The organism is Kitasatospora sp. NPDC059599 (genome assembly GCF_042735125.1).
In the GTDB taxonomy this organism is placed as follows: domain Bacteria; phylum Actinomycetota; class Actinomycetes; order Streptomycetales; family Streptomycetaceae; genus Kitasatospora.
Genome location: NZ_JBHWCL010000007.1, coordinates 47701 through 67404, shown reverse-complemented (window position 1 = coordinate 67404; position 19704 = coordinate 47701). Strand labels below are relative to the sequence as shown.

General features: G+C 74.5%; 16 protein-coding genes. 5 read left to right on the top strand and 11 right to left on the bottom strand.

The features are described 5' to 3' along the window. Window positions 1-2: 2 nt before the first annotated feature. The 10 genes from ACFV04_RS04340 to ACFV04_RS04295 all read right to left on the bottom strand — a co-directional run bounded on the left by ACFV04_RS04340 (window position 3) and on the right by ACFV04_RS04295 (window position 12870). A complete protein-coding gene (locus ACFV04_RS04340) occupies window positions 3-800 on the bottom strand; it encodes an inositol monophosphatase family protein (protein ID WP_360250689.1) in 798 nt (265 codons plus the stop codon). Window positions 801-1064: 264 nt separating this feature from the next. Further along, window positions 1065-2267 (bottom strand): type III PLP-dependent enzyme, encoded by a 1203-nt coding sequence (locus tag ACFV04_RS04335; protein WP_380526685.1) that lies wholly within the window; start codon window positions 2265-2267, stop codon window positions 1065-1067. Further along, window positions 2264-4078, bottom strand: coding sequence for an IucA/IucC family protein (locus ACFV04_RS04330; protein WP_380526763.1), 1815 nt, complete (start codon window positions 4076-4078; stop codon window positions 2264-2266). Before ACFV04_RS04330 ends, ACFV04_RS04335 begins: the two co-directional genes overlap by 4 nt. A 116-nt stretch (window positions 4079-4194) precedes the next feature. Beyond that, complete coding sequence (locus ACFV04_RS04325; RefSeq protein WP_380526683.1) at window positions 4195-5418, bottom strand: MFS transporter; 1224 nt, start codon at window positions 5416-5418, stop codon at window positions 4195-4197. Then, window positions 5415-7406, bottom strand: a complete 1992-nt coding sequence (locus ACFV04_RS04320; RefSeq protein ID WP_380526681.1) for an IucA/IucC family protein — start codon at window positions 7404-7406, stop codon at window positions 5415-5417. Before ACFV04_RS04320 ends, ACFV04_RS04325 begins: the two co-directional genes overlap by 4 nt. Further along, window positions 7403-8629 (bottom strand): acetyl-CoA carboxylase biotin carboxylase subunit family protein, encoded by a 1227-nt coding sequence (locus tag ACFV04_RS04315; protein WP_380526680.1) that lies wholly within the window; start codon window positions 8627-8629, stop codon window positions 7403-7405. Before ACFV04_RS04315 ends, ACFV04_RS04320 begins: the two co-directional genes overlap by 4 nt. 154 nt (window positions 8630-8783) lie before the next feature. Continuing rightward, a complete protein-coding gene (locus ACFV04_RS04310; protein ID WP_380340029.1) occupies window positions 8784-9779 on the bottom strand; it encodes an ABC transporter substrate-binding protein in 996 nt (331 codons plus the stop codon). Window positions 9780-9824: 45 nt separating this feature from the next. Further along, on the bottom strand, window positions 9825-10808 hold the full coding sequence (locus tag ACFV04_RS04305) for an ABC transporter ATP-binding protein (protein WP_380526679.1): 984 nt from the start codon (window positions 10806-10808) through the stop codon (window positions 9825-9827). Next, window positions 10808-11842 (bottom strand): FecCD family ABC transporter permease, encoded by a 1035-nt coding sequence (locus tag ACFV04_RS04300; RefSeq protein WP_380340033.1) that lies wholly within the window; start codon window positions 11840-11842, stop codon window positions 10808-10810. The genes ACFV04_RS04305 and ACFV04_RS04300 overlap by 1 nt, the downstream gene beginning before the upstream one ends. Further along, window positions 11839-12870 carry a FecCD family ABC transporter permease gene (locus ACFV04_RS04295; RefSeq protein WP_380340035.1) on the bottom strand — a complete coding sequence of 344 codons (1032 nt, stop codon included), beginning with the start codon at window positions 12868-12870 and terminating at the stop codon, window positions 11839-11841. Before ACFV04_RS04295 ends, ACFV04_RS04300 begins: the two co-directional genes overlap by 4 nt. Before the next feature lie 299 nt (window positions 12871-13169). On the opposite strand from ACFV04_RS04295, the gene ACFV04_RS04290 reads away from it, so the two are divergent. Both ACFV04_RS04290 and ACFV04_RS04285 read left to right on the top strand, forming a co-directional pair. Next, entirely contained in the window at window positions 13170-13994 is an 825-nt protein-coding gene (locus tag ACFV04_RS04290) for a (2Fe-2S)-binding protein (protein ID WP_380526678.1), read from the top strand. A 122-nt stretch (window positions 13995-14116) separates the two neighbouring features. After that, window positions 14117-14518 carry a VOC family protein gene (locus ACFV04_RS04285; RefSeq protein WP_380340040.1) on the top strand — a complete coding sequence of 134 codons (402 nt, stop codon included), beginning with the start codon at window positions 14117-14119 and terminating at the stop codon, window positions 14516-14518. A 20-nt stretch (window positions 14519-14538) separates the two neighbouring features. On the opposite strand, the gene ACFV04_RS04280 is transcribed toward ACFV04_RS04285, so the two are convergent. Then, a complete protein-coding gene (locus ACFV04_RS04280; protein ID WP_380526676.1) occupies window positions 14539-14967 on the bottom strand; it encodes a DUF6191 domain-containing protein in 429 nt (142 codons plus the stop codon). A gap of 108 nt (window positions 14968-15075) precedes the next feature. On the opposite strand from ACFV04_RS04280, the gene ACFV04_RS04275 reads away from it, so the two are divergent. The 3 genes from ACFV04_RS04275 to ACFV04_RS04265 all read left to right on the top strand — a co-directional run bounded on the left by ACFV04_RS04275 (window position 15076) and on the right by ACFV04_RS04265 (window position 19305). Next, entirely contained in the window at window positions 15076-15834 is a 759-nt protein-coding gene (locus ACFV04_RS04275) for a dienelactone hydrolase family protein (RefSeq protein ID WP_380340046.1), read from the top strand. Window positions 15835-16098: 264 nt separating this feature from the next. After that, window positions 16099-17028, top strand: coding sequence for an alpha/beta fold hydrolase (locus ACFV04_RS04270; protein WP_380526674.1), 930 nt, complete (start codon window positions 16099-16101; stop codon window positions 17026-17028). Between the two features lie 123 nt (window positions 17029-17151). Beyond that, complete coding sequence (locus tag ACFV04_RS04265) at window positions 17152-19305, top strand: serine/threonine-protein kinase (RefSeq protein WP_380526672.1); 2154 nt, start codon at window positions 17152-17154, stop codon at window positions 19303-19305. Window positions 19306-19704: the final 399 nt, after the last annotated feature.

Below are 19704 nucleotides of genomic sequence, written 5' to 3'. Positions count from 1 at the left end.
GGTCAGGCGCCCATGAGGATCCCGCGGGTGAGTTCCCAGGTGTGGGGGTCGGCGGCGACCAGGAGGCCGTCCTCGCAGCCGGGGGCCTCGGGGCGGTACGGGCTGCCGTCCAGGCGGGCGGAGACGCCGCCGGCCTCGGTGACGAGGAGGGAGCCGGGGGCGTGGTCCCAGGGGAGGGTGCGCCAGTAGAGGAGGAAGTCGAAGCGGCCCTCGATGACGTCGGGGTACTCGATCCCGGCGGCGTGCCGGCCGGGGGAGACGTCGCCGAAGGCGGTGCAGTTGGCCTGCAGGCGGCGGCGGTGGTCGGGGTCGAGGTAACGGCTCTTCACCGAGCCGCGCAGCTCGGCGGCGTCCCGCGGTGCCGGCGGGCGGGTGAGGCGCTCGCCGTCGCGCCAGGCGCCGGCGCCCAGTTCGGCGCGGTACGCCGTGGCGGTGGCGGGCTGCCAGATCCAGGAGGCGACGGTCCGGCCGTTGCGGACCAGGGAGCACATCACCGCGTACTCGGGGCGGCCGGCGACGAAGTTGGCGGTGCCGTCGACCGGGTCGACCAGCCAGGCGGCGGGCTCGTCGTGGAGGGCCCGGGCGAGCGAGGGGTCGGCGGCGACGGCCTCCTCGCCGACCACGGGGACGGGCAGCAGCTCGTGCAGGCGGCGGGCGATGATGGCCTCGGCCTCGCGGTCGGCGACGGTCACGACCTCGCCGGGTGCCTTCTCCATCACCTCGCCGGCGGCCAGCGCCCGGAAGCGCGGCTCCACCGCCTCGGCCGACGCCTCGGCGAGTATCTCCGCCACCTTGTCCATCAGCACGTTCGCGCTCCCTTCGCTGTGTACCACTCTCCCACGAGTGCGGGAAGGGGGCGGCGGCGGCCGGGGGCGCGGACAGTCGACAGCCCGGCGAACCTCAGCTGACGGGTGGCGGACGGCCGTCGACGGCCGACGGCTGACAGATGACAGCTGACAGATTTCGAAAGTTGTCAGCTGTCATCTGTCACCCGTCCGTCGTTGCTCGCCCGCCGTGCGTCGCCGCTGTGCGGTGCCCCGTCAGCCACGAGGTACCGGCTCCCGTCACCCGCCCAGGTAGTGGAACCCGGGGCGAGGGTGCATCAGGAACTCGTGGTGCGAGATGTTCCACGCGTACGCGCCCGCCATGGCGAACAGCACGCGGTCCGCCGCCCGCAGTCCCGCCGCGCCCTCGGCCGCGCGGGCGAGGACGTCCTTCGGGGTGCAGAGCTGTCCGGCCAGGGTGGCGCGGCCGGTGGTGACGGCGGGGCGCGGCCATGGGTGCGGCCAGGCGTCCACCGGGAGCACGTCGAAGGGCTGCGAGTGTCCCCGGGTCGCCGGGGTGCGCAGGTGGTGGGTGCCACCGCGGACCACCGCGAAGTCCTCGCCGTGGCTCTGCTTCACGTCCAGCACCTCGGTCGCGTACCAGCCGCAGTGGGCGGTGAGGGCGCGGCCGGGCTCGATCCGCAGGGTGAGTCCGGGGCGGGCGTCGAGCAGCTCGGCCAGGCCCTCGCCGAAGGCCGTCCAGTCGAAGCGCGCGACCGGGTCCTCGTAGTCCACGGCCATTCCGCCGCCGATGTTGACCTCCGCGAGCGGGAAGCCGTGCCGCTCCGCCAGCGCGGCCGACCAGGTGACGATCTGAGCGGCGACCGACAGCTGTTCCTCCGCCGCCAGTCCGCTCGCCAGGTGGGCGTGCACGCCGCGCAGGCGCAGCTGCCGACCCGTCGGGCCGTCGCCGGTGAGCAGCCGGACGCACTCCTCGGCCTGTTCCGGGTCCAGGCCGAAGGGCGTCGGCCGTCCGCCCATCGCGAGCGGCACCGCGTCGAGCGCGTCCGTGGTGACCGCCAGGTTGACCCGCAGCAGCACGTCCACGACGGCGTCCGGCCGGTCCGCGAGCACGGCGGCGAGCCGGTGCAGCTCCTGCTCGCTCTCGACGTGCCAGCGGTGCACCCCCGCCTCCACCGCGGCGGCGATCTCGGCGGGGGTCTTGCCCGGTCCGCCGAAGGCCAGCAACGCGTCCGGCACGACGGCCCGGACGTGTGCCAACTCGCCGCCGCTGGAGACCTCGTAGCCGTCCACGGCGTCGCGCAGCGCGGCGAGCAGCGGTGCTTCCGGGTTGGCCTTGGCGGCGTAGTACAGCTCGACCCGTTCGGGCAGGGCGGCCCGGACGGCGGCGGCGTGTGCGCGCAGCGCGGTCAGGTCGTAGACGTAGGCGGGCAGTTCGTCGGCCGCGAGGGCGGCGACGTGGCTGCGGACGGTCTCGGTCATCGGGCGGCGCTCCCGGCGGGCAGGCGGGCGGGCAGGTGGGCGGGCACGTCGGTGGGCACGTGGGCGGGCATACGGGCGGCCTCGGCGAGGACGGAGCCCGCCAGCGGGGAAGGCATCCGGACGTAACCGGCCTCGCGGTCGGCCTTGCGCTCCCAGCGGGTCAGCAGGTTGGCCTTGGCGGGCAGCGGGACGCCGGCGAGCAGCGCGCGCAGCCGGGGCGGGCAGCCGTGGGCGGCGGCGTACTCCTCCAGGGTGTCCCGGACGGTCTGCCAGAGCGCGCACTCCTGCTCGGGGTGGCGGTCGGCGAGGGCGGCGAGCAGTTCGGAGACGTGGTTGACCAGGAGGCAGTAGACCACCCGGTCCCAGCCGCGCTCGGCGTCGTACGTCATCGGGCCGGCCACCTCGGGCGGGAGGGCGGCGAGGACGTCGGCGTTGTGCTCGGGGACGAGCTTGGTGCCCTCCAGGTCGCGGAAGAGCACCTGGACGGGGCGGCCGTCGGCGTCCACACCGATCAACACGTTCTGCAGGTGCGGCTCCAGCACCACGCCGTGGTCGAAGTAGGCGGCCAGGACCGGCGGGACGAGCAGCCGCAGGTAGGCGCGCCACCAGTCGAGCGCGGCCGTGCCGTCCGAGTCCTCGACCGGGGCCCGGTCCGAACCGCCCTCCAGCAGCCGGGAGATGTGGGCGGAGCTGGTCGGGTGTTCGTCGGCGACGGCGGCCGCGAGCAGCGGGGTCACACCGGGCCGTAGCACGCCGTCGAAGCCCTCGCGGACGATCAGGCCGAAGCCCTCGTACAGCGCCCGGTCGGGGAGGCCGTCGGCGCCGGGCAGGGCGAGGGTGCGGAAGGCCGGCTCGCGCAGCATCGCCGCGTCGGGGAAGCGCCGGGCGAGGTCGGCGAACACCGGGGCGAGCAGCCGGGTGAGCGCGACGGCGCCGGTGAGCTCGTAGGCGGCGTTCTTCCGCAGGCAGTTGGTGATGCGGACGTCGAGGCTGAACTTCAGGAAGGCGCCGGCGCCGTGCAGGGTGCGCACCGAGGCGGTGGCGGTGAACCGTTCGCCGCGCGGGCCGAGGTCGAGGACGTCGCCCCGGGCCATGGCCTCGCGCAACAGCGGCTGTTCGCCGATCAGTTGGTACTGCCAGGGGTGGACGGGAAGCAGCCGGTAGCCGGCCGGCACCTCGCCGAGCCCGTCCAGCAGGGCGCTGACGCCCGCGTCCAGCGACTCCTCGGCCAGCAGCTCGGCGCGGACGGCGAGGTGGCGCAGCGGGAAGTCGGCGCGGGACTCCGGGGCGTAGTGGCGCCAGTCGCCGCGGACGGCCGATCGGGACTTGGGGGCCGGGTGGAAGCGGTGACCGAACAGCAGTGCCTGCTCGGACTCCAGGTAGCGGTCGGGCCCGGCGGCCGGCCGGTGCTCCAGGCCCTGTCGGACGCCGTCATGACTGGACGTCACCTGGTCGAGGAACTCCTCGTTGACGGTGCCGGTGCGCAGCTCCAGCTCGTCCTGGACGTACTCGGCCAGCTCCTGCCAGCCCAACTCAGCCCATTCGCCGTCCCGTTCGACCTCGGCCGGCCCGGTGAAGCGGTGAGCGCCGAGCAGCGAGGTGCGGCGCAGGGTGACCCGCAGCAGTGCGCCGCGCCGGGGCAGGCGCAGCAGCAGGCGGCCGTCGTCGGCGGCGGTCTGGTGCTCGGGTGCGGAGACCTCGCGCAGCAGGCAGTTCAGCAGGGTGTGGACCACCGCCTCGTCAGCGGTGGGGAGTTCACCGGATCGGAGCGCGGGGGCGGCCGGCTCGCGGTTCGCCGACCCGGTGGTCATCGGCTGAGCGGTCATCTGCCGGGCGGCCGTCGTCTCGGTGGACATCTGCCGGTCGGACGTCTGCTGGTCGGTCATCTGCCGGTCGGTCATCGGCTCGGTGGTCATCGGTTCGGCGGTCATCGGCGACTCCAGCGCTGGCGGAGGGACGGGAGGATGAGTGCGGTGGCGGCGACGGCGGCCAGCAGGGCGGCGGCGGTTCCGGCCACCACGGGGGCGGCGGCACCGAACCGCCCGTTGGCCAGCGCGGCGACGGCGCCGGCGGCGACGGCGCCACCCTTGGAGACGAGTTCGAGGGTGCCGAACATCCGGCCGGGCGGGCGGCCCTTGGCGGCGCCGGCGGCGAGCACGGCGAGGCAGACGAGGCCCAGCGTGAGTCCGGCCCCGAGCAGCAGGCGGACGGCGACGAACACGGGCAGCGAGTACGCGACGGCGTGTCCGGCCAGACCGAGCGCCACGAGGCCGAAGCCGAGCGCGATGCCGGTGTGCGGGCGGAAGTCGAACACCCGGTGGGTGCGGGCGGCGAACACCAGGTAGCACAGGTGGGGCAGGGCGAAGAGCACGCCGGTGGTGGTGCCGTCCACGCCGGGCAGGCGCTGTTCGGCGAGCGCGATGAGGTACGGGAAGGAGATGACCGTCGCGAAGACGAAGGCGAACTCGAAGACGTAGAGCGTCAGGAGCGGCGCCGTGGCGGACTTCACGGGTGCCCGGTCGGCGGTGGCCGTCGGGGCCTCCGGGCATTCCGGTTCGGGCAGCAGTGAGAGGAACACCGCTGCGGTGAGCGGGAGTACGGCCATCACCAGGTACTGGCGGTGCGGGTCGATCCACGGCGAGAGCGCCCCGACCAGGATCGGCGCGGCCACCAGGGCCGCCCGCGCGCTGCCCTGCATCAGGGTGAGCGCGCGGGAGAGCCGGGACCCGTCGAGTGCGGCGGCCAGGTAGCCGTTGGTGGCGGCGAAGGTGCCGCCGAGGAAGCCCTGGAGGACCAGGGCGAGGGTGAACGCGGGCAGGCTGTCGGCCGCGCCGGCCAGCAGGAAGGAGACGGTGAGCCCGAGTTGGGCGCGCAGCAGCAGCCGCTTGCGGCCGAAGCGGTCGGCCAGCCGGCCCCACAGCGGTGCGCCGAGCCCGCTGAACACCGTCGGCACGATGTACAGCACGCCCGCCCAGCTGGCCTGCGGGTCGCCGAGCGAGGGCAGGATCGCGGTCAGGTACGGCGGCAGGCCGAGCGCGGCGAAGGAGGCGACGAAGTAGCAGGCCGCGACGGCGTGCACCTGGCGCCGGTCGAGCCCGCCGGAGTGTGCGGCGGAGGGAGACGACTGCTGAGGCAGTGTCTCCACCGTCATCGGATGGCCCTGTCGGTGCCCGTGGCGTGGCGCACGGTCTCCCGCGCGGAGTCCGGAACGTGCTCCTGTGCGGGCTCGCGTGCGGTGACCCGTGCGGGCTCGCGTGCGGTGACCCGTGCGGGCTCGCGTGCGGAGCCCCGTGCGGGCTCGCGCGCGGAGTCGCGCAGGTAGTTGGGGCCGCTGGTGTAGTGCTTGTTGATGTCGGCGGCGCCCGAGCGCTGCTTGCTGAGCAGCGTTCCGGCGGTGACCATGGCCTTGACCGGCAGGCGTTCGGCGTCCAGCAGGGCCGCCCGCAGCGGCGCGCCCACCGGCCCGAGCCGGTCCACGGCCTCCGCCGTGCGCTTGCGCAACAGGGTGAGGGTGTCGATGAGTTCGGCCCGGCCGTGGTCGGCGAGGCCGAAGGCGAGCGAGCCGGTGCACAGGTGTCCGGTGATGGTGGCGAAGAGGTCGGTGAGCGCGCGGTCGTCCCCGCCGAAGATCCGCGCGTCGTCGAAGTCGTCGACGGCGGGCGCCAGTTCACCGAGGGCGGCGGTCATCCGCGCGGTGTGCACGCGCGGGCCGTCGTCGTCCTTGTAGAGCAGCCGCAGGCCGTCCCGGTCGAGCACCAGTGAGGTGTTCTGCTGGTGGGACTCCAGGGCGATGCCGTAGCCGAACAGCGTGGTCTGCCAGTCCAGCAGCAGTTCGAGCAGGGCGTCGTAGCAGGCCAGGACGTCGCCGCCGTGGTGGCGGTCGGCGAGGTGGTCGAGGACCAGGCGGCCGTCGGGCGCGGGGGCCAGCAGGGCCGCCAGCGGCACGGTCGCCGCCTGCTCCAGCCCGGCCGGGTAGCGGCGCAGCAGGACGGCCAGCAGCTCGTGTCCGGCGTGCGCCCAGGTCTGCTCGTCGGCGTGCAGGATCCGGTCGGCGAACCGCGGTTCGCGCTCCAGCACGGCCTCGATCAGCCGCTGGCCGGCCGCGCCGTCGAGCAGCGTGCCGGGCTTGATGGTGCGGCGGTTGAGGCGGCCCAGGGTGGCGGTGGCGAGAGGGAGCTTGAGGTGGCAGGTGGGGTCGTCGGCGACGGCGACGGTGCGCATGGACAGGGTCGGGACGACGGTCAGGTACGGCCGGTCGGCGAGCACCGCGCGGCCGGTCAGGCCGGTGGCGGCCAGCGCCTCGTCCAGCGGCGCTCCGACGGTGAGCGGGTGGACCGGCAGGGTGGCCCAGCCGTCTCCCGGGCAGCGGTCGCCGAGGCCGAGCCAGGCCGGGGTGGGCCACCAGCTCGGCAGCGGACGCTCGCCGTGGACGGTCAGCGCGCCGACCGGCACGGCCAGCCAGCGCAGTTCGAAGGCCGGGTGGAACTCGGGTGCGTAGGAGCGCAGTTCGGTCTCGGTGAGGCCGGAGCGGCCGCGCGCGGTCGGGTAGATCGGGTGGTCGAGGTAGGCGGCCAGGGTGTCGTGGCCGAGCGCGGCGGCGGGGCCGGTCCAGTCGGCCGGGTCGGCGCCGTACAGGTCGGTCAGCCGGTCGTGCACCTCGGCGCGGTTCCGCTCGTGCAGTTCCATGGTGGCGAGGGTCTGCCGGCACTCCTCGGCGAAGGCGGTCCAGCCGGGCCGGTCCTCGGCCTCGGCCAGTGCGGAGAGGGCCGTCACGACGGTGTCCGGGCCGGTGAGGCGGCGCCCGTCGAGGTCCAGGAGCGGCAGCCGGGCGGCGTACTCGCACTGGAAGCCCTCCGGGGCCACCGGCAGGGCGAGGCGGGCCTCGGGGACGGTCAGCCAGGGGCCGTCCGGGCGGTCCTCGACGGCGCCGCGGGTGCGCAGGCCGAGGACGTCCTCGCGCAGCAGGGTGGAGAGCACCCGGAGGGTGAGCTGTTCGGCGGCGGACGCGGGGCCTGCGGACGCGGGGCCGGCAGACACCAGGCCGGCGGCCGAGGAACCGGCGGCCGAAGGGACAGTGGCCGGAGGGGTGGCGGTGGCGGGGTGGTCCCGGGTGGCTGCGGGACGGTCTCCGGTGGTCACGGGGTGATCTCCCAGCGGTTGGCCGCGAGGAAGCGGGCGACGGCGGCGTCCACCGCGCCCTGGTGGGTGCCGACGGCCCAGATGACGCCCAGGTAGTCCCGGTTGGTGCGGTAGTGCTCGTGGCGTTCGCCGAGCGGGCGCAGTGGGCGGTAGGCGAGCCGGACGCCGTCGCGCTCCTCGTCGTACGGGCCCGGGGCGGTGGTGAGGACGCCGGCGCGGTCGGCGCAGATCAACTCGTTGCGGGCCCGGCGCGGGGTGGCGGCGCACCGGTCGGACAGGTCGCCGGGCAGGACGCGGCCCAGGTGGACCCCGAGGACGAGCTCGAACAGGGGAATGTCGAGGATCTCGGCGAGCATCAGGTCGCACTGGTCGCCGATCGCCCGGTAGTTGACCTCGATGATCCGGGCGCGGCCGTCCGGCTGGAGCACGAACTCCGTGTGGCAGACGCCGAAACCGACGCCGAGCGCGTCGAGTTGGGCGAGTACCTGGTCGACCACCGGTTGCGGGTGCGCCGGGACGAAGGTGAGCAGTTCCTCGATGAAGTCCGGCGGCGGGGAGAGCCGGGTACGGAAGCCGCCGAGGACGTGCCGACGGTGGCCGTCGCCGAGGGTCTCCAGCGTGTACAGCTGCCCGTCCAGGAACTCCTCGACCACCAGGGTGGCGCCGGCCCTGCGGTGCTGGATCTCCTTGCAGCGCTGGGCGAGTTCGGCGGCGTCGGAGACCAGGGTGACGTCCTCGCTGGCCACCCCCTCGCGCGGCTTGACCACGCAGGGGAACGGCGGGTCCAGCTCGGCCGGGTCCTGCCCGGGGGCGAGTTCGGCGGACCAGACGGTGTCCTGGCCGGCCAGTTCGAGGTGGCGGCGCAGCTCGCCCTTGTCCTTGGCGCGCAGCGCGGCCTTCCAGTCCTTGGCGGGGAGGCCGAAGTACTCGGCGGCCAGGGCGGTCTGGATCTGCAGGTGGTCGCTGTTGCTGAACACCGCGTCCGGCGCGTGCTCCGGGGAGGCCAGGGCGCGGCGGGAGACCAGGCTGACGACGGCGCGGAAGTCGCGCACGTCGCACTCCAGGACCTCGGGTGCGGCGAAGGGGAGTTCGGCGTAGGCCTGCCGGTGGGGTTCGGCACAGTCGGTGAGGACGGTGACGTCGATCCCGAGCCGCGAGGCGGCGGGCAGGAATCCGTCGGTCACCGAGTCGGTGGGGTTCAGGGCGAGCAGGTAGAGCCGCATGGAGGGAGTCCTCGGGGAGATGGCGGAGGAGGGCGGGGTAGCGGATGACAGATGACAGGGGTTGAAATCTGTCATCTGTCATCTGTCATCTGTCAGCGGTCGGTTGTCGGCCGCCGGCTGCCGCTGTCGTCCGGTGACCGGTTTTGCGGGGCGACTACTTGGGCGCGTCCACGCCTGCGGCCTTGGCGATGTCGACGAGCATCGCGTCGGCGGCCTGGACGCCGATGCCGGACATCCAGGTCTCGTCCGGGACGTTGAACACCTTGTTGTTCTTCACGGCGTTCAGGCCCTGCCAGACCGGGGTCTGCTGGACCTCGCTCTCCTTGGTCTTTGTCGGGTCGTCGGCCGTGGTGACGAACACCAGGTCGGCGTCGGCCTGGTTGATCTGCTCGGCGCTGACCTCCAGGATGTTCTGGTCCACGTCCTGCGGGGCCGGGCGGGTCAGGCCGACGTCCTTGAGTACGACGCCGCTGTAGGAGGACTTGGCGTACAGACGGGTCGGGCCGGCCACGAAGCGGACCACCGACGCGGTCGGCATGGTGCCGTTGAACTTGGTCTTGATCTCCTCGCCGAGCTTCTTCGCCCGCGCCTCGTAGTCGGCGAGCGCCTTCTTCGCCTCGTCCTCCTTGCCGAGGGCCTGGGCGTAGAGCGCCAGGTTGTCCTTCCACGGGAAGCCGGTGGTCTCGGCCAGGACGGTCGGCGCGATCGCGTTCAGCTGGGAGTACACCTTGGCGTGCCGGACCTTGGAGGAGAGGATCAGGTCGGGCTTGAGGGAGGCGATCAGCTCCAGGTTCGGCTCGTTCATCGGGCCGACGTCCTTGGTGTCCTTGATCTTGTCCTTGAGGTAGTTCGGGAACCCGCCCTCGGTCTTCATGTGCGGGGACACCGCGCCGACCGGCGTGATGCCGAGCAGCGTGACGTCGTCCAGCTCACCGCTGTCGAGGACGACGACGCGCTTCGGCTGGCTCTTGAGTTCGGCCGTGCCCGCGGCGTGCTTGACGCTGCGCGGGAATCCGGCGGCGGCGCCGGCCGGGGCCGAGGACGCGGAGTCGCCGCCCGACGTGGCACCGTCCCCGCTGCTGCCGCAGGCGGCGAGCAGGGTGGTCGAGAGGGCGACGGCGAGGACGGCGACGGGGAGTCGGCGGTTCATCGGGGTTCCTTGGATCGGGTCGAACGGGGGGACGGGGGAGGGGGGTCAGCCGACGGTGGCCGCCGGGGACGTGGCGGAAGCAGTGGACGTCGTGGAGGTGGCGGAGGCGGGCCCGGAGCCCCACACCCGCTCCCGCGCCCGGGGCACGACCAGCGGCGTGCCGGTCTCCGGGTCGGGCACGACCCGGCAGGGCACCTGGAAGACGGCCTCGACCAGCTCGGCCGTCAGCACCTGGGCGGGCGGACCGGCGGCCGCGAGTCGGCCGTCCTTGAGCACCACCAGGTGGTCGGCGTACCGGGCGGCCTGCCCGAGGTCGTGCAGCACCATGACGACGGTGCGCCCGGCCTCGGCGTGCAGGTCGGCGACCAGGTCGAGCACGTCGAGCTGGTGGCGCAGGTCCAGGAAGGTGGTCGGCTCGTCGAGCAGCAGCAGGTCGGTCTCCTGGGCGAGCGCGAGCGCGATCCAGACCCGCTGGCGCTGCCCGCCGGAGAGCCGGTCGACCTGCCGGTCCCGCAGTTCGGCGGTGCCGGTGCGCTCCAGTGCCTCCTCGACCGCGGCCTGGTCGGCCGTGGACCACGGGCTGAGCATCCGCTGGTGCGGGTACCGCCCGAGCCGTACCAGCGCCTCGACGGTGACGGCCTCCGGCGTGACCGGTTGCTGCGGCAGCAGGCCCATCCGCTTGGCGAGCGCCCGGGCGGGCATCCGGTGGATGTCGGCGCCGTCCAGGGTGACGGTCCCGGCGGCGGGGTCGAGCAGCCGGACGAGACCGCGCAGCAGCGTCGACTTGCCGCAGGCGTTCGGTCCGACGATCGCGGTGACGGCGTCGCCGGGCAGTTCGAGGTCGAGTCCCTCGACGATGGTCCGGTCGCCGTAGCGCAGGCCGAGGCCCCGGGTGGCGAGCCGGTTGGCCGCCGGGGTCGGAGCCGCCGTGGTCGGGGCCGCCGCGATCGGGCCTTCCGCGGGGTCCGCGGAGGGGGTCGTGGTGGGAGCCCCGGTGGAGGCCCCGGCGGCGGTTTTGGCGGACGTCATCAGCTGCTCCTCTGGGGAAGCCGGCCCTGGCGGATCATCAGCACCAGGAGCCAGGGCGCGCCGAGGGTGGCGGTGACGGCACCGACCGGCAGACCGTGGACGGGGATCACGTGGAGCACCAGGAGGTCGGCGGAGAGCAGCAGCACGGCGCCGGTGAGCGCGGTGAGACCGAGGGTGCCGAGGGTGGGCGGCCCGGCGAGCAGCCGGACCAGGTGCGGGACGGCGAGTGCGACGAAGGCGACCGGCCCGGTGAGGGCGGCGGCCAGCGAGGCGAGGGTGATGGTGAGCAGCAGCAGCCAGAGCCGGTCGCGGGCCGGGTCGAGACCGAGGCCGCCGGCCGAGTCGTCGCCGAGGTCGAGCACGGCGACCCGGCGCTGGCAGAGCAGGACTCCGAGGGCGGTGACCGCGATGGCGGTGCCGCCGATCCACACCTCGGTCCAGGTGCGGCCGTAGAGCGAGCCGGTGGTCCACTGCAGCGCGGAGGAGGCCAGCTCGGCCGGGAACCGTACGATCATCAGGTTCACGGCGGCGGCCAGGCCCTGCTGCACCGCCAGGCCGACCAGCACCAGCCGGGTGACGGCCATCCTGGAGCGCCAGGCGAAGCCGCCGAGCAGCAGCGCCGCGAGCAGCCCGCCGCCGACCGCGGCCAGCGGGATCAGCTGCTGGGAGGCGCCGGTGGCGAGCATCAGCACCGCGCCGAAGGAGGCGCCGCCGGTGATGCCGATGGTGTCGGGGGCGGCCAGCGGGTTGCGGAACAGCCGCTGCAGCATCGAGCCGGACATCGCCAGTCCGGCGCCCGCGATGAGCGCGGAGACGACGCGGGGCGCGCGGAACTGCTGCACCACCAGGACGTTGCCGGGCTCGCCCTGTCCGAAGAGCGCACGCAGCGCGTCCCAGACGGGGATGCCGACCTGTCCGGTGCCGAGCGCGATCCCGGTGAGCAGCACCAGCAGCGCGGCGGCGACCAGCGACCAGAGGGCGGTACGGGCGCGACGGCGGGCGACGGCCCGGGCGGGGAGGACGAGCGTGGTCACCGGGCCACCTTCCGGGCCAGCACCGCGAGCAGCGGCGCGCCGAGGAAGGCGGTCACGATGCCGACCTCGATCTCGGAGGGGCGGACCACCAGCCGGCCGAGCACGTCGGCGGTGAGCAGCAGTACCGGACCGGCGATCAGGCAGCCGGGCAGCAGCCGGCGGTGGTCGTTGCCGAGCAGCGGGCGGACCAGGTGCGGGGCGGCCAGTCCGATGAACGCCACCGGTCCGGCGACGGCCACCGCACTGCCCGCGAGCAGTACCACGGCGAGCCCGCCGGCCGCCCGGATCCGGGCCACCGGTACGCCCAGCGACTGCGCGGTCTCGTCGCCGAGGGCCAGTGCGTTGAGCGCGGGCGAGATGGCGAGGGCTCCGACCAGGCCGATCGCGAGGAAGGGCAGGACGGGGGTGAGGGTGTCCAGGTGGCGCCCGGCGATCGAGCCGGCCAGCCAGAACCGGGCCTCGTCCAGCGTGCGGTGACTGGCCAGCATCAGCGCCGACGTCCAGGAGGTGAGCACCACGGTGAGCACGGTGCCCCCGAGCGCGAGCCGGACCGGGTCCAGGTCCCCGCCGCGGCGGGACATCGCGTACGCGGCGACGGCGGCGACGGCCGCTCCGGCGAAGGCGAACCAGACGTACTGGACCGGGCGGGCGAGGCCCAGCGTGTAGATCGCGGCGACCACGGCGAGGCTCGCGCCCGCGTTGATGCCGAGGGTGACCGGGGAGGCCAGCGGGTTGCGGGTGACCCCCTGGGCGACCGCCCCGGCGACGCCGAGCGCGGCCCCGACGGCCAGTCCGATGAGCGTGCGCGGTACCCGAAGGCCCGTCACCACGTCGGCGTCACCGCCGTGGGCGGCGCCGGTGAGGGCGTCGACGACGGTGGCGAGCGGGATGGATCGGGAGCCCAGCGCGAGGCTCAGGGCCGCGCACAGCACGAGCGCGCACAGGCCGGCGGCCAGCAACAGGGGCTGCCGGACCGCCGAGGCGCGGGGCGCGGGGGCCGTGGGGGCCGGCGGGTCGGTTCTCAACACGAGGCAACATCTTAGGTTAGGTTTGCCTAAGTTCGTCAAGGTTGGGCGATTCGGCCGGTTGACCCCCGGTTGGTCCGATGTGTCGATCGCCGCGTCGACCGGTGGCGTCGCGTCGCGTCGGGTCGTGCTGTGCCGTGCTGCGCCGTGTCGTGCCGGGTCGAGCCGGGTCGAGCCGGGTCGTGCGTGGTCATGTGTCGCCGTGCGTCGTGCCGGGTCGCGCGTGGTCGCCGGGTGACTTGAGGCATTGTAAGGTGAGCCTCACCTTAATCGATCATACGGAATCGATCTCGGGAGTGTCGATGGTTCCCGGAACACCCCTGCCCGTCGCGCCCCGCGGCGCCCTGCCGCTGACGGCGTCCTCCGGGCTCGTCGGCGACTACCGGCGGCTGCTCGAACTGTGCCCGGTGCTGGAACTGCGTGTACTCGGCGCCACCGAGCCCGACCCCCGAGCCGCCGACGGCTGGTACTCCGGCGCCCGACTCGCCACCGACGAAGCGGCGCTGGCCGCCGTCCTGGCCGGCGAGGAGGCCCGCATCGCCGCCGAGCACGGCCGCGCCCCACGTCCGCACGTCACCGCCTCCCGGCTGCTGCACCACTACGTCTGGTCGGCCTGCCTGATCGTCGCCGGCCCCTGGCACCTCGCCCGGCGGGTCCCCGTCGTCGCCCCCGCGGACCTCTGGCTGCACGCCCCCACCGGCGCCCTCGCGCTGCGCCCGCGCGGCCACGTCAGCCTCCCCGGCGACGACGAACTCCGCGCCGAACTGCGGGCCGCCGTGGTCGCGCACGTCGGACCGGTGCTCGCCGCGTTCGCCGGACCCACCCGACGCCACGACCGGGCGCTCTGGGGCATGGTGACGGACGACCTCGCCTCCGCCGTCTGGTACCTCGGCCGGATGCTCGGAGAGGAGGACGCCGCCGTCGCAGCCGCCGACGCCGTCCTGCCCGGCGGCACCCGACCGCTCCCGGGCGCCGCCGACTTCCGCCGCCTGCGCACCCCCGACGGGCGCGCCCACCACACCCGCACCCGGCTCGGCTGCTGCATGTACTACGCGGTCGAGCCCGCGGCCGTCGCCTGCCTGACCTGTCCGCGGACCTCCGACGAGGAGCGGCTGCGGCGGCTCTGACCGCCCGGTCGTGGACGTCGGTGCCGGCCACCGTGACGGAGTCGGCGGACTCCTGACGGGTCGTCCACCGCCGCCCGGTGTGGCCCGGTTCGTTGTCAGTGGCGTCGGCTATGGTCACCGGCATGATCGATTCCACCATGCGGGTCCGGATCGCCCGTCCCTCGCGCGACCTCGCGGCGGCCGAGCGCTTCTACGTCGGCGGTCTCGGCCTCGACGTGCTGTGGCGCACCACCGAGCGGGTCTCCGGCGAGCACGACCTGCTGATGGTCGGCCCGCCCGGCGGCGCCTGGCACTTCGAGCTCACCCACGACCCGGAGCGGCCGCTGGAGCCGACCCCGACGGTCGACGACCTGTTCGTCGTCTACCTCGGCGCGCCGGTCGACGAGGCCCTGGTCGCCCGGCTGGAGGCGGCCGGTGGCACCCGGGTCAAGGCCCACAACCCGTACTGGGACGAGTTCGGCGTGACGATCGCCGACCCGGACGGTTACCGGCTGGTGCTCTGCGCCCGCAGTTGGGGGGAGTGACCGGCCGGGCTGCTCCCGCTTCAGCTCTTGCCACCCGACGCCGGGCCGCTACCGCTCCCGCTCCTGCCACCCGGCGCCGGGCTGCTCCCGCTCCCGCCGCCCAGGGCAGGGCCGCTTGCGCTCCCGTCGGACGGCGCGGGGCCGGGTGTGCGGTCCCCGGAGCGGGGCAGCACCGCCACGCCCCGGTCCAGGTCCACGCCGACGTGCGGCGGCGATCCCGCGTGCGCGTCGTCCCGCAGCGCCAGCTGCTCCTTCTTCTGCTCCACCTGGATCCGCTTGCCCGGGCTGAACAGTGCGTGCAACTCGTCCAGCCCGCCGGCGCCCATCCCCACCCCGGGCCCGCGCTGCCGTGGACGCGGTGACGCCTCGTCCCGGATCTGCCACGCCGCCAGCACGGCCAGCCCCAGGATCGCCGCCACCGCTGCCACCGCACCCATGATCAGCCCCATGCCCGCTCAACGCGGCACGGGAGCGCGGGTGTTCCCGTGCGGAGGGGACGGACCGGGCGGTGAGTCCGCCGGATACGCTGCCACCCGAACGGAAGGAGCACCCTCATCATGACCGTACGCGGAAGCCTCGTGGCCATCCGGACGGCGGACGGAACCGCCGACGCCTACCTCGCCCACCCCGACGACGGCCGGGCCCACCCCGGCGTCATCCTCTACATGGACGCCTTCGGGCTCCGGCCGCACCTCAAGCGCATGGCCGACCGCCTCGCCACGGCCGGGTACACGGTGCTCGTGCCCAACGCCTACTACCGGAACGGCCGTGCGCCGGTCGTCGAACTGCCGGAGTTCATCGACCCGGAGAAGGACGACACGATCTTCGACCGGCTCGTCCCGCTGCTCGCCACCCTCACCCCCGAGACGACCGAACGCGACGCCGACGCCTACCTGCGCTGGCTCGCCGGGTCCCCGCTGGTCCAGGACGGCCCGGTCGGCCTCACCGGCTACTGCCGCGGCGCCCTCCTCGCCCTGCGCACCGCCGCCAGTCATCCGGACCGGATCGCGCTGGCGGCCGGCTTCCACGGCGGAAACCTCGCCACCGAACGCCCGGACAGCCCGCACCTCGGGGCCGGCCGGATCACCGCGGAGCTGTACTTCGGCCACGCCGACGGGGACGAGTCGATGCCGCCGGAGCAGATCGAGCGGCTCGCGGCGGCCCTCACCGCCGCCGGCGTCCGCCACCGGGCCGAGGTCTACACCGGTGCCCTGCACGGCTACACCCAGGCCGACACCGCCCGCTACGACGCGGCCGCTGACGAGCGGCACTGGGAGGCCCTGCTCGGCCTGCTGAAGCGCGTCCTGCCGGCCTGAGCGGGGCCGGGTGCGGTTCGGCCGCGCGCTCCGGCGCGTCCGGTGGTGTCCGTTCCGGCGGCACGGTCCGCGCCCGATCTGTTGGCTTCCCGTTCATGTGCGGGACGGGCGGAATTCGGGCACCGGAGCGAACCGGCCGACAACGTCGGATGCCTGACGCCGAGTCCGGCCGCGTGACACGGGGCACGGGGGACGAGAGGGCCGGACACCGGCATCGGGGAACGAAGCGGAGCGACGGATCCAGGGGGGCCGTACGTGCACACCATGCAGGACAGGCGGGGGACGCGGACCGGGCCGGACCTGCGCGGCGTCCAGGACGCCATCGCGCAGGCCATCGCCGAATCGACGCCCGGCGGAGTACGGACGGGCGAACTCGACCGCGACGGGCGGGCGTTGCGCTGGGTGGAGGCCGGGCGGGGCGGCGGAGCGCCGGTGGTCCTGATCGCGGGTTGCGGCACGTCGTCGCTGACCTGGGCGCCCGTACTGCCCGAACTCGCCCGGCACGGCAGGGTGGTGGCCTACGACCGGGCCGGGACCGGCGCCAGTGAGCCCAACCGTGGTGCGGGCCGGGTCGTGACCCCGACACTGGACGGCCAACTCGACGACCTCGCCGCCCTGGTGCGGCACCTGGGCGGCGGCCCGGCCGTCCTGGTCGGCCACAGCTGGGGCGGCCAGCTGGCCCAGCTCCTCGCCTGGCAGGCACCGGAGCTGGTGGCCGGCCTGGTCCTGGTGGACCCTGCGCACGAGGAGTTCCAGCCGTCGGCCATCCGCGTCGCCGAAGGCGCGTTGAACCGGCTGTGGCTGCTCCGCGAGGCGCTGACCAGGCCGACGGCAGGGCCGGCGGATCCGCTCGCCCGGGCCGAGGCGGCCGTGGTCGCGCACCACCACCAGCGGTGGACCCTCCTCGCCGAGAGCCGGCTGACGACCGTCGCCACCCCCGAGCTCAGGCGGCGCCGCTCGGACTCCCGGCTGCCCGAGGTGCCGGTGGCGGTCCTGAGCGCCACCGCGGGGCTGCCCGGGGTGATGCGGTCCCGCTGGACCGCCCTGCAGTCGCGGATCGCCTCCGGAGCCACCCGGGGGACGCACATCCTGGTGCGCGGCGCCGGCCACGCCGTCCACGCGGACCGGCCCAGGGCCGTCATCGCGGCCGTCCTGGAGGTGTCCGATCACGCCCGGTACGCCGGGAAGGCCTGACGGGAATCCGACAGCCGTGGTCAATTGGTGCCCGGATACGGGCTGCTGAGGACACGACACGCTCTGGCACACTGTGTGCCGTCGACCTGTCGGGGAGGGTCGCGACACACGGGGGTCAGGGGTATGGGCGGGGCGGGCACCGTGCTCGGCGGACGGTACAGGCTGATCGAGAAGATCGGCGGCGGCGCGATGGGCTCGGTCTGGCGGGCCGAGGACACGGTGCTGGCGCGACAGGTGGCGGTCAAGATCCTGCGCTCGGAACTGTTCGAGGACGGCACCGCCGCCCAGCGCTTCCGCCGGGAGGCCCAACTGGTCGCCGCGATCGACCACCCCGGCGTCGTGCACGTCCACGACTACGGCGAGGGCGGCGCGGACGGCGACGAGCGCTGCGCCTACATCGTGATGGAGCTGATCGACGGCCGTCCGCTGGACCGGGTGCTGGCCGACACCGGCCCGATGGGCGTCGAGCGCACCCTCGACCTGGTGGCCGGCGCCCTGGACGCGCTGCACGCCGCGCACCGGCGGGACATCGTGCACCGGGACGTCAAGCCGTCCAACCTGATGGTGCGCACCGACGGCCGGGTGACCGTCACCGACTTCGGCATCGCCCGGGCTCTCGCCAGCACCAAGCTCACCGCCCCGTTCGCGATCATCGGCACCGCGCTCTACATGTCGCCGGAGCAGGCCGAGGGAGCCGCCCTCGGGCCGGCCACCGACCTCTACTCGATCGGCGTGGTCTGCTACGAACTACTGGTCGGCGAGCCGCCGTTCACCGGTGACGGTCCGCTGCAGATCGCGCTCAAGCACGTCAACCAGCCGGTGCCGGAGCTGCCGGAGACCTTCCCGGTGGCCGTCCGGGCCCTGGTCGCCCGGGCCCTGGCGAAGAAGCCCGAGGAGCGGTTCGCGGACGCCGCCGCGATGGCGGCGGCGGCCCGGGCGGCGATCAGGCACGCGGGGGGCGTCGGGCGCGCGGGTGGCGTGGCGGGCGGCCCGGGCGGGGGCACGTCCGGACCCGCAGGCAGCGGGACGATCGCCCTCCGGCCCGGCGCGGTGCCCGTGACCGGAGGGAAGGCCGGGGGAGCGCCCGCGGCGGAAGCCGGGGCGGGTGCGGCCACGCCGGACGCGGCCGCGGGAACGGCAGCCGGGGGAACGCCGGCCAAGGGACCGGCCGTCAAGGGGCCCGCCGTCAAGGGGGTCACTGCCGAGGGGGCCGGCGCCGAGGGCGGACAGGCCGGGGCCGTTCCTGGCGCAGGCGCAGGCTCCGGCGACGAGGATCCGCCGAAGGGCGCCGCCGCGCGGGACGAGGTCGCGAAGCTGCTGCCGCAGGCGCCGACCGAGGCCGGTCGGCGCCGGCCCCGGCGCACCCTGCTGGTGCCGGTGATCATCCCCGTGATCATCTCGGCGGGTACCGCCACCGCCCTGCTGATCGACCGCAGCCCCGGTGGCTCGGACGCGGCAGCGCCACCGGCCGCCCAGCCGACCGTCGTGGTGACCGTCCCCGCGAACCCCGCCAGTGGTTCCCCGGCGGCCGCTGCCACCACCGCGCCCGTCACCCCGCCGCCGTCCGACACCCCGGCGGCCACCCCGAGCCCCGACCAGTCGGCCCCCGGCGCCCAGAACCAGCAGCCGCCGCCCGTCGCGGTCCCGGCCCAGGGTGGTGCCGGTGGCACCTCGGGCGGCGCCAGGGCCGGTGGCACGGGTGCGACCTCCGGCGGTGGTGCGTCCGGCGGAAGCGCCGTGGGCGGCCAGGCGAACCAGTCCGCAGGCGGTGCCGGCGGCAATCCGCCCGCACCGCCCGTCAACCAGAACCCGCAGCCGCCCGCCCAGACCTCGGGCGGCGCCACCACCGCGGCCCCGCAGGGCCCGAGCCGTCCGTCGTCCTGCGGCGGCACCAGCTGGAGCACCGTCGTCAGCGTGAAGGAGGACCGCCCGATCGGGATGCGCAACGACAGCCTGACCGGCGGCAACCCGATCGTGCTCGGCGGCGCCACGCAGTACGGCTGGGTCCGCGCGACCAACCCCGGTGCGTGGATCCTCTTCAACGCGTGCAACAACGGCGGCCCGCAGCTGGTCCAAACCCCGGACGGGAAAGTCGAGTTGAGCAGCGGGTTCAGCTATCTGACGAACTGGACCGTCCGCAGCGGCTCCACCGCGGGCTCGTACACGCTGGCCGACTACATGAACTCGGTCTGCATGACCTCCAACGGCCCGGGCAACGCGGTCACCATGGTCGCCTGCACCCCCGGCAACACGGCCCAGGAGTGGCGCTTCCAGTGACGGCGGGCGCGGCAGTCGCTCCGCTCCCTGAAGCAATGCCGCGACGGTCCCTGAAGCGACGGCCGCGGCGGTCCGCGGGAGGCAGGTAGCACGGGCCCGGTGGGCGGAGCAAGGCCCCGGGGTGGCGGAACCCCGCCACCCCGGCGTCAAGGGACTGTGTGGAAACTTCTACACAGATGTAAAAGTCGAGCGCCGACCGGTCGACGCCGCCCGCCGAACCCCCGTTCGGCGCGCGGGCGGCCGTCGGCGCAGGCGGCCGGATGTGGTTCGTAGCAGAACCGTTCGCGGAATGCGGTGAATTGCCCCGGTTCTCAGGTCGCTTGACGACTCTTTACCCGGTGGCGGGACCTGGCCAACTCCTGAAGTAGACCTGTCATTTCATCTGTTGGATTGTCATGC

Bases quoted from the DNA above. Each gene is read 5' to 3' on its own strand.
- ACFV04_RS04275 (WP_380340046.1), top strand. From the start codon at position 15,076: ATGACCGTACGCGGAAGCCTCGTGGCCATCCGGACGGCGGACGGAACC.
- ACFV04_RS04340 (WP_360250689.1), bottom strand. From the start codon at position 800: ATGGACAAGGTGGCGGAGATACTCGCCGAGGCGTCGGCCGAGGCGGTG.
- ACFV04_RS04325 (WP_380526683.1), bottom strand. From the start codon at position 5,418: ATGACGGTGGAGACACTGCCTCAGCAGTCGTCTCCCTCCGCCGCACAC.
- ACFV04_RS04310 (WP_380340029.1), bottom strand. From the start codon at position 9,779: ATGAACCGCCGACTCCCCGTCGCCGTCCTCGCCGTCGCCCTCTCGACC.
- ACFV04_RS04280 (WP_380526676.1), bottom strand. From the start codon at position 14,967: ATGGGGCTGATCATGGGTGCGGTGGCAGCGGTGGCGGCGATCCTGGGG.
- ACFV04_RS04335 (WP_380526685.1), bottom strand. From the start codon at position 2,267: ATGACCGAGACCGTCCGCAGCCACGTCGCCGCCCTCGCGGCCGACGAA.
- ACFV04_RS04265 (WP_380526672.1), top strand. From the start codon at position 17,152: ATGGGCGGGGCGGGCACCGTGCTCGGCGGACGGTACAGGCTGATCGAG.
- ACFV04_RS04330 (WP_380526763.1), bottom strand. From the start codon at position 4,078: ATGACCACCGGGTCGGCGAACCGCGAGCCGGCCGCCCCCGCGCTCCGA.
- ACFV04_RS04270 (WP_380526674.1), top strand. From the start codon at position 16,099: ATGCAGGACAGGCGGGGGACGCGGACCGGGCCGGACCTGCGCGGCGTC.
- ACFV04_RS04315 (WP_380526680.1), bottom strand. From the start codon at position 8,629: ATGCGGCTCTACCTGCTCGCCCTGAACCCCACCGACTCGGTGACCGAC.
- ACFV04_RS04290 (WP_380526678.1), top strand. From the start codon at position 13,170: ATGGTTCCCGGAACACCCCTGCCCGTCGCGCCCCGCGGCGCCCTGCCG.
- ACFV04_RS04285 (WP_380340040.1), top strand. From the start codon at position 14,117: ATGATCGATTCCACCATGCGGGTCCGGATCGCCCGTCCCTCGCGCGAC.
- ACFV04_RS04305 (WP_380526679.1), bottom strand. From the start codon at position 10,808: ATGACGTCCGCCAAAACCGCCGCCGGGGCCTCCACCGGGGCTCCCACC.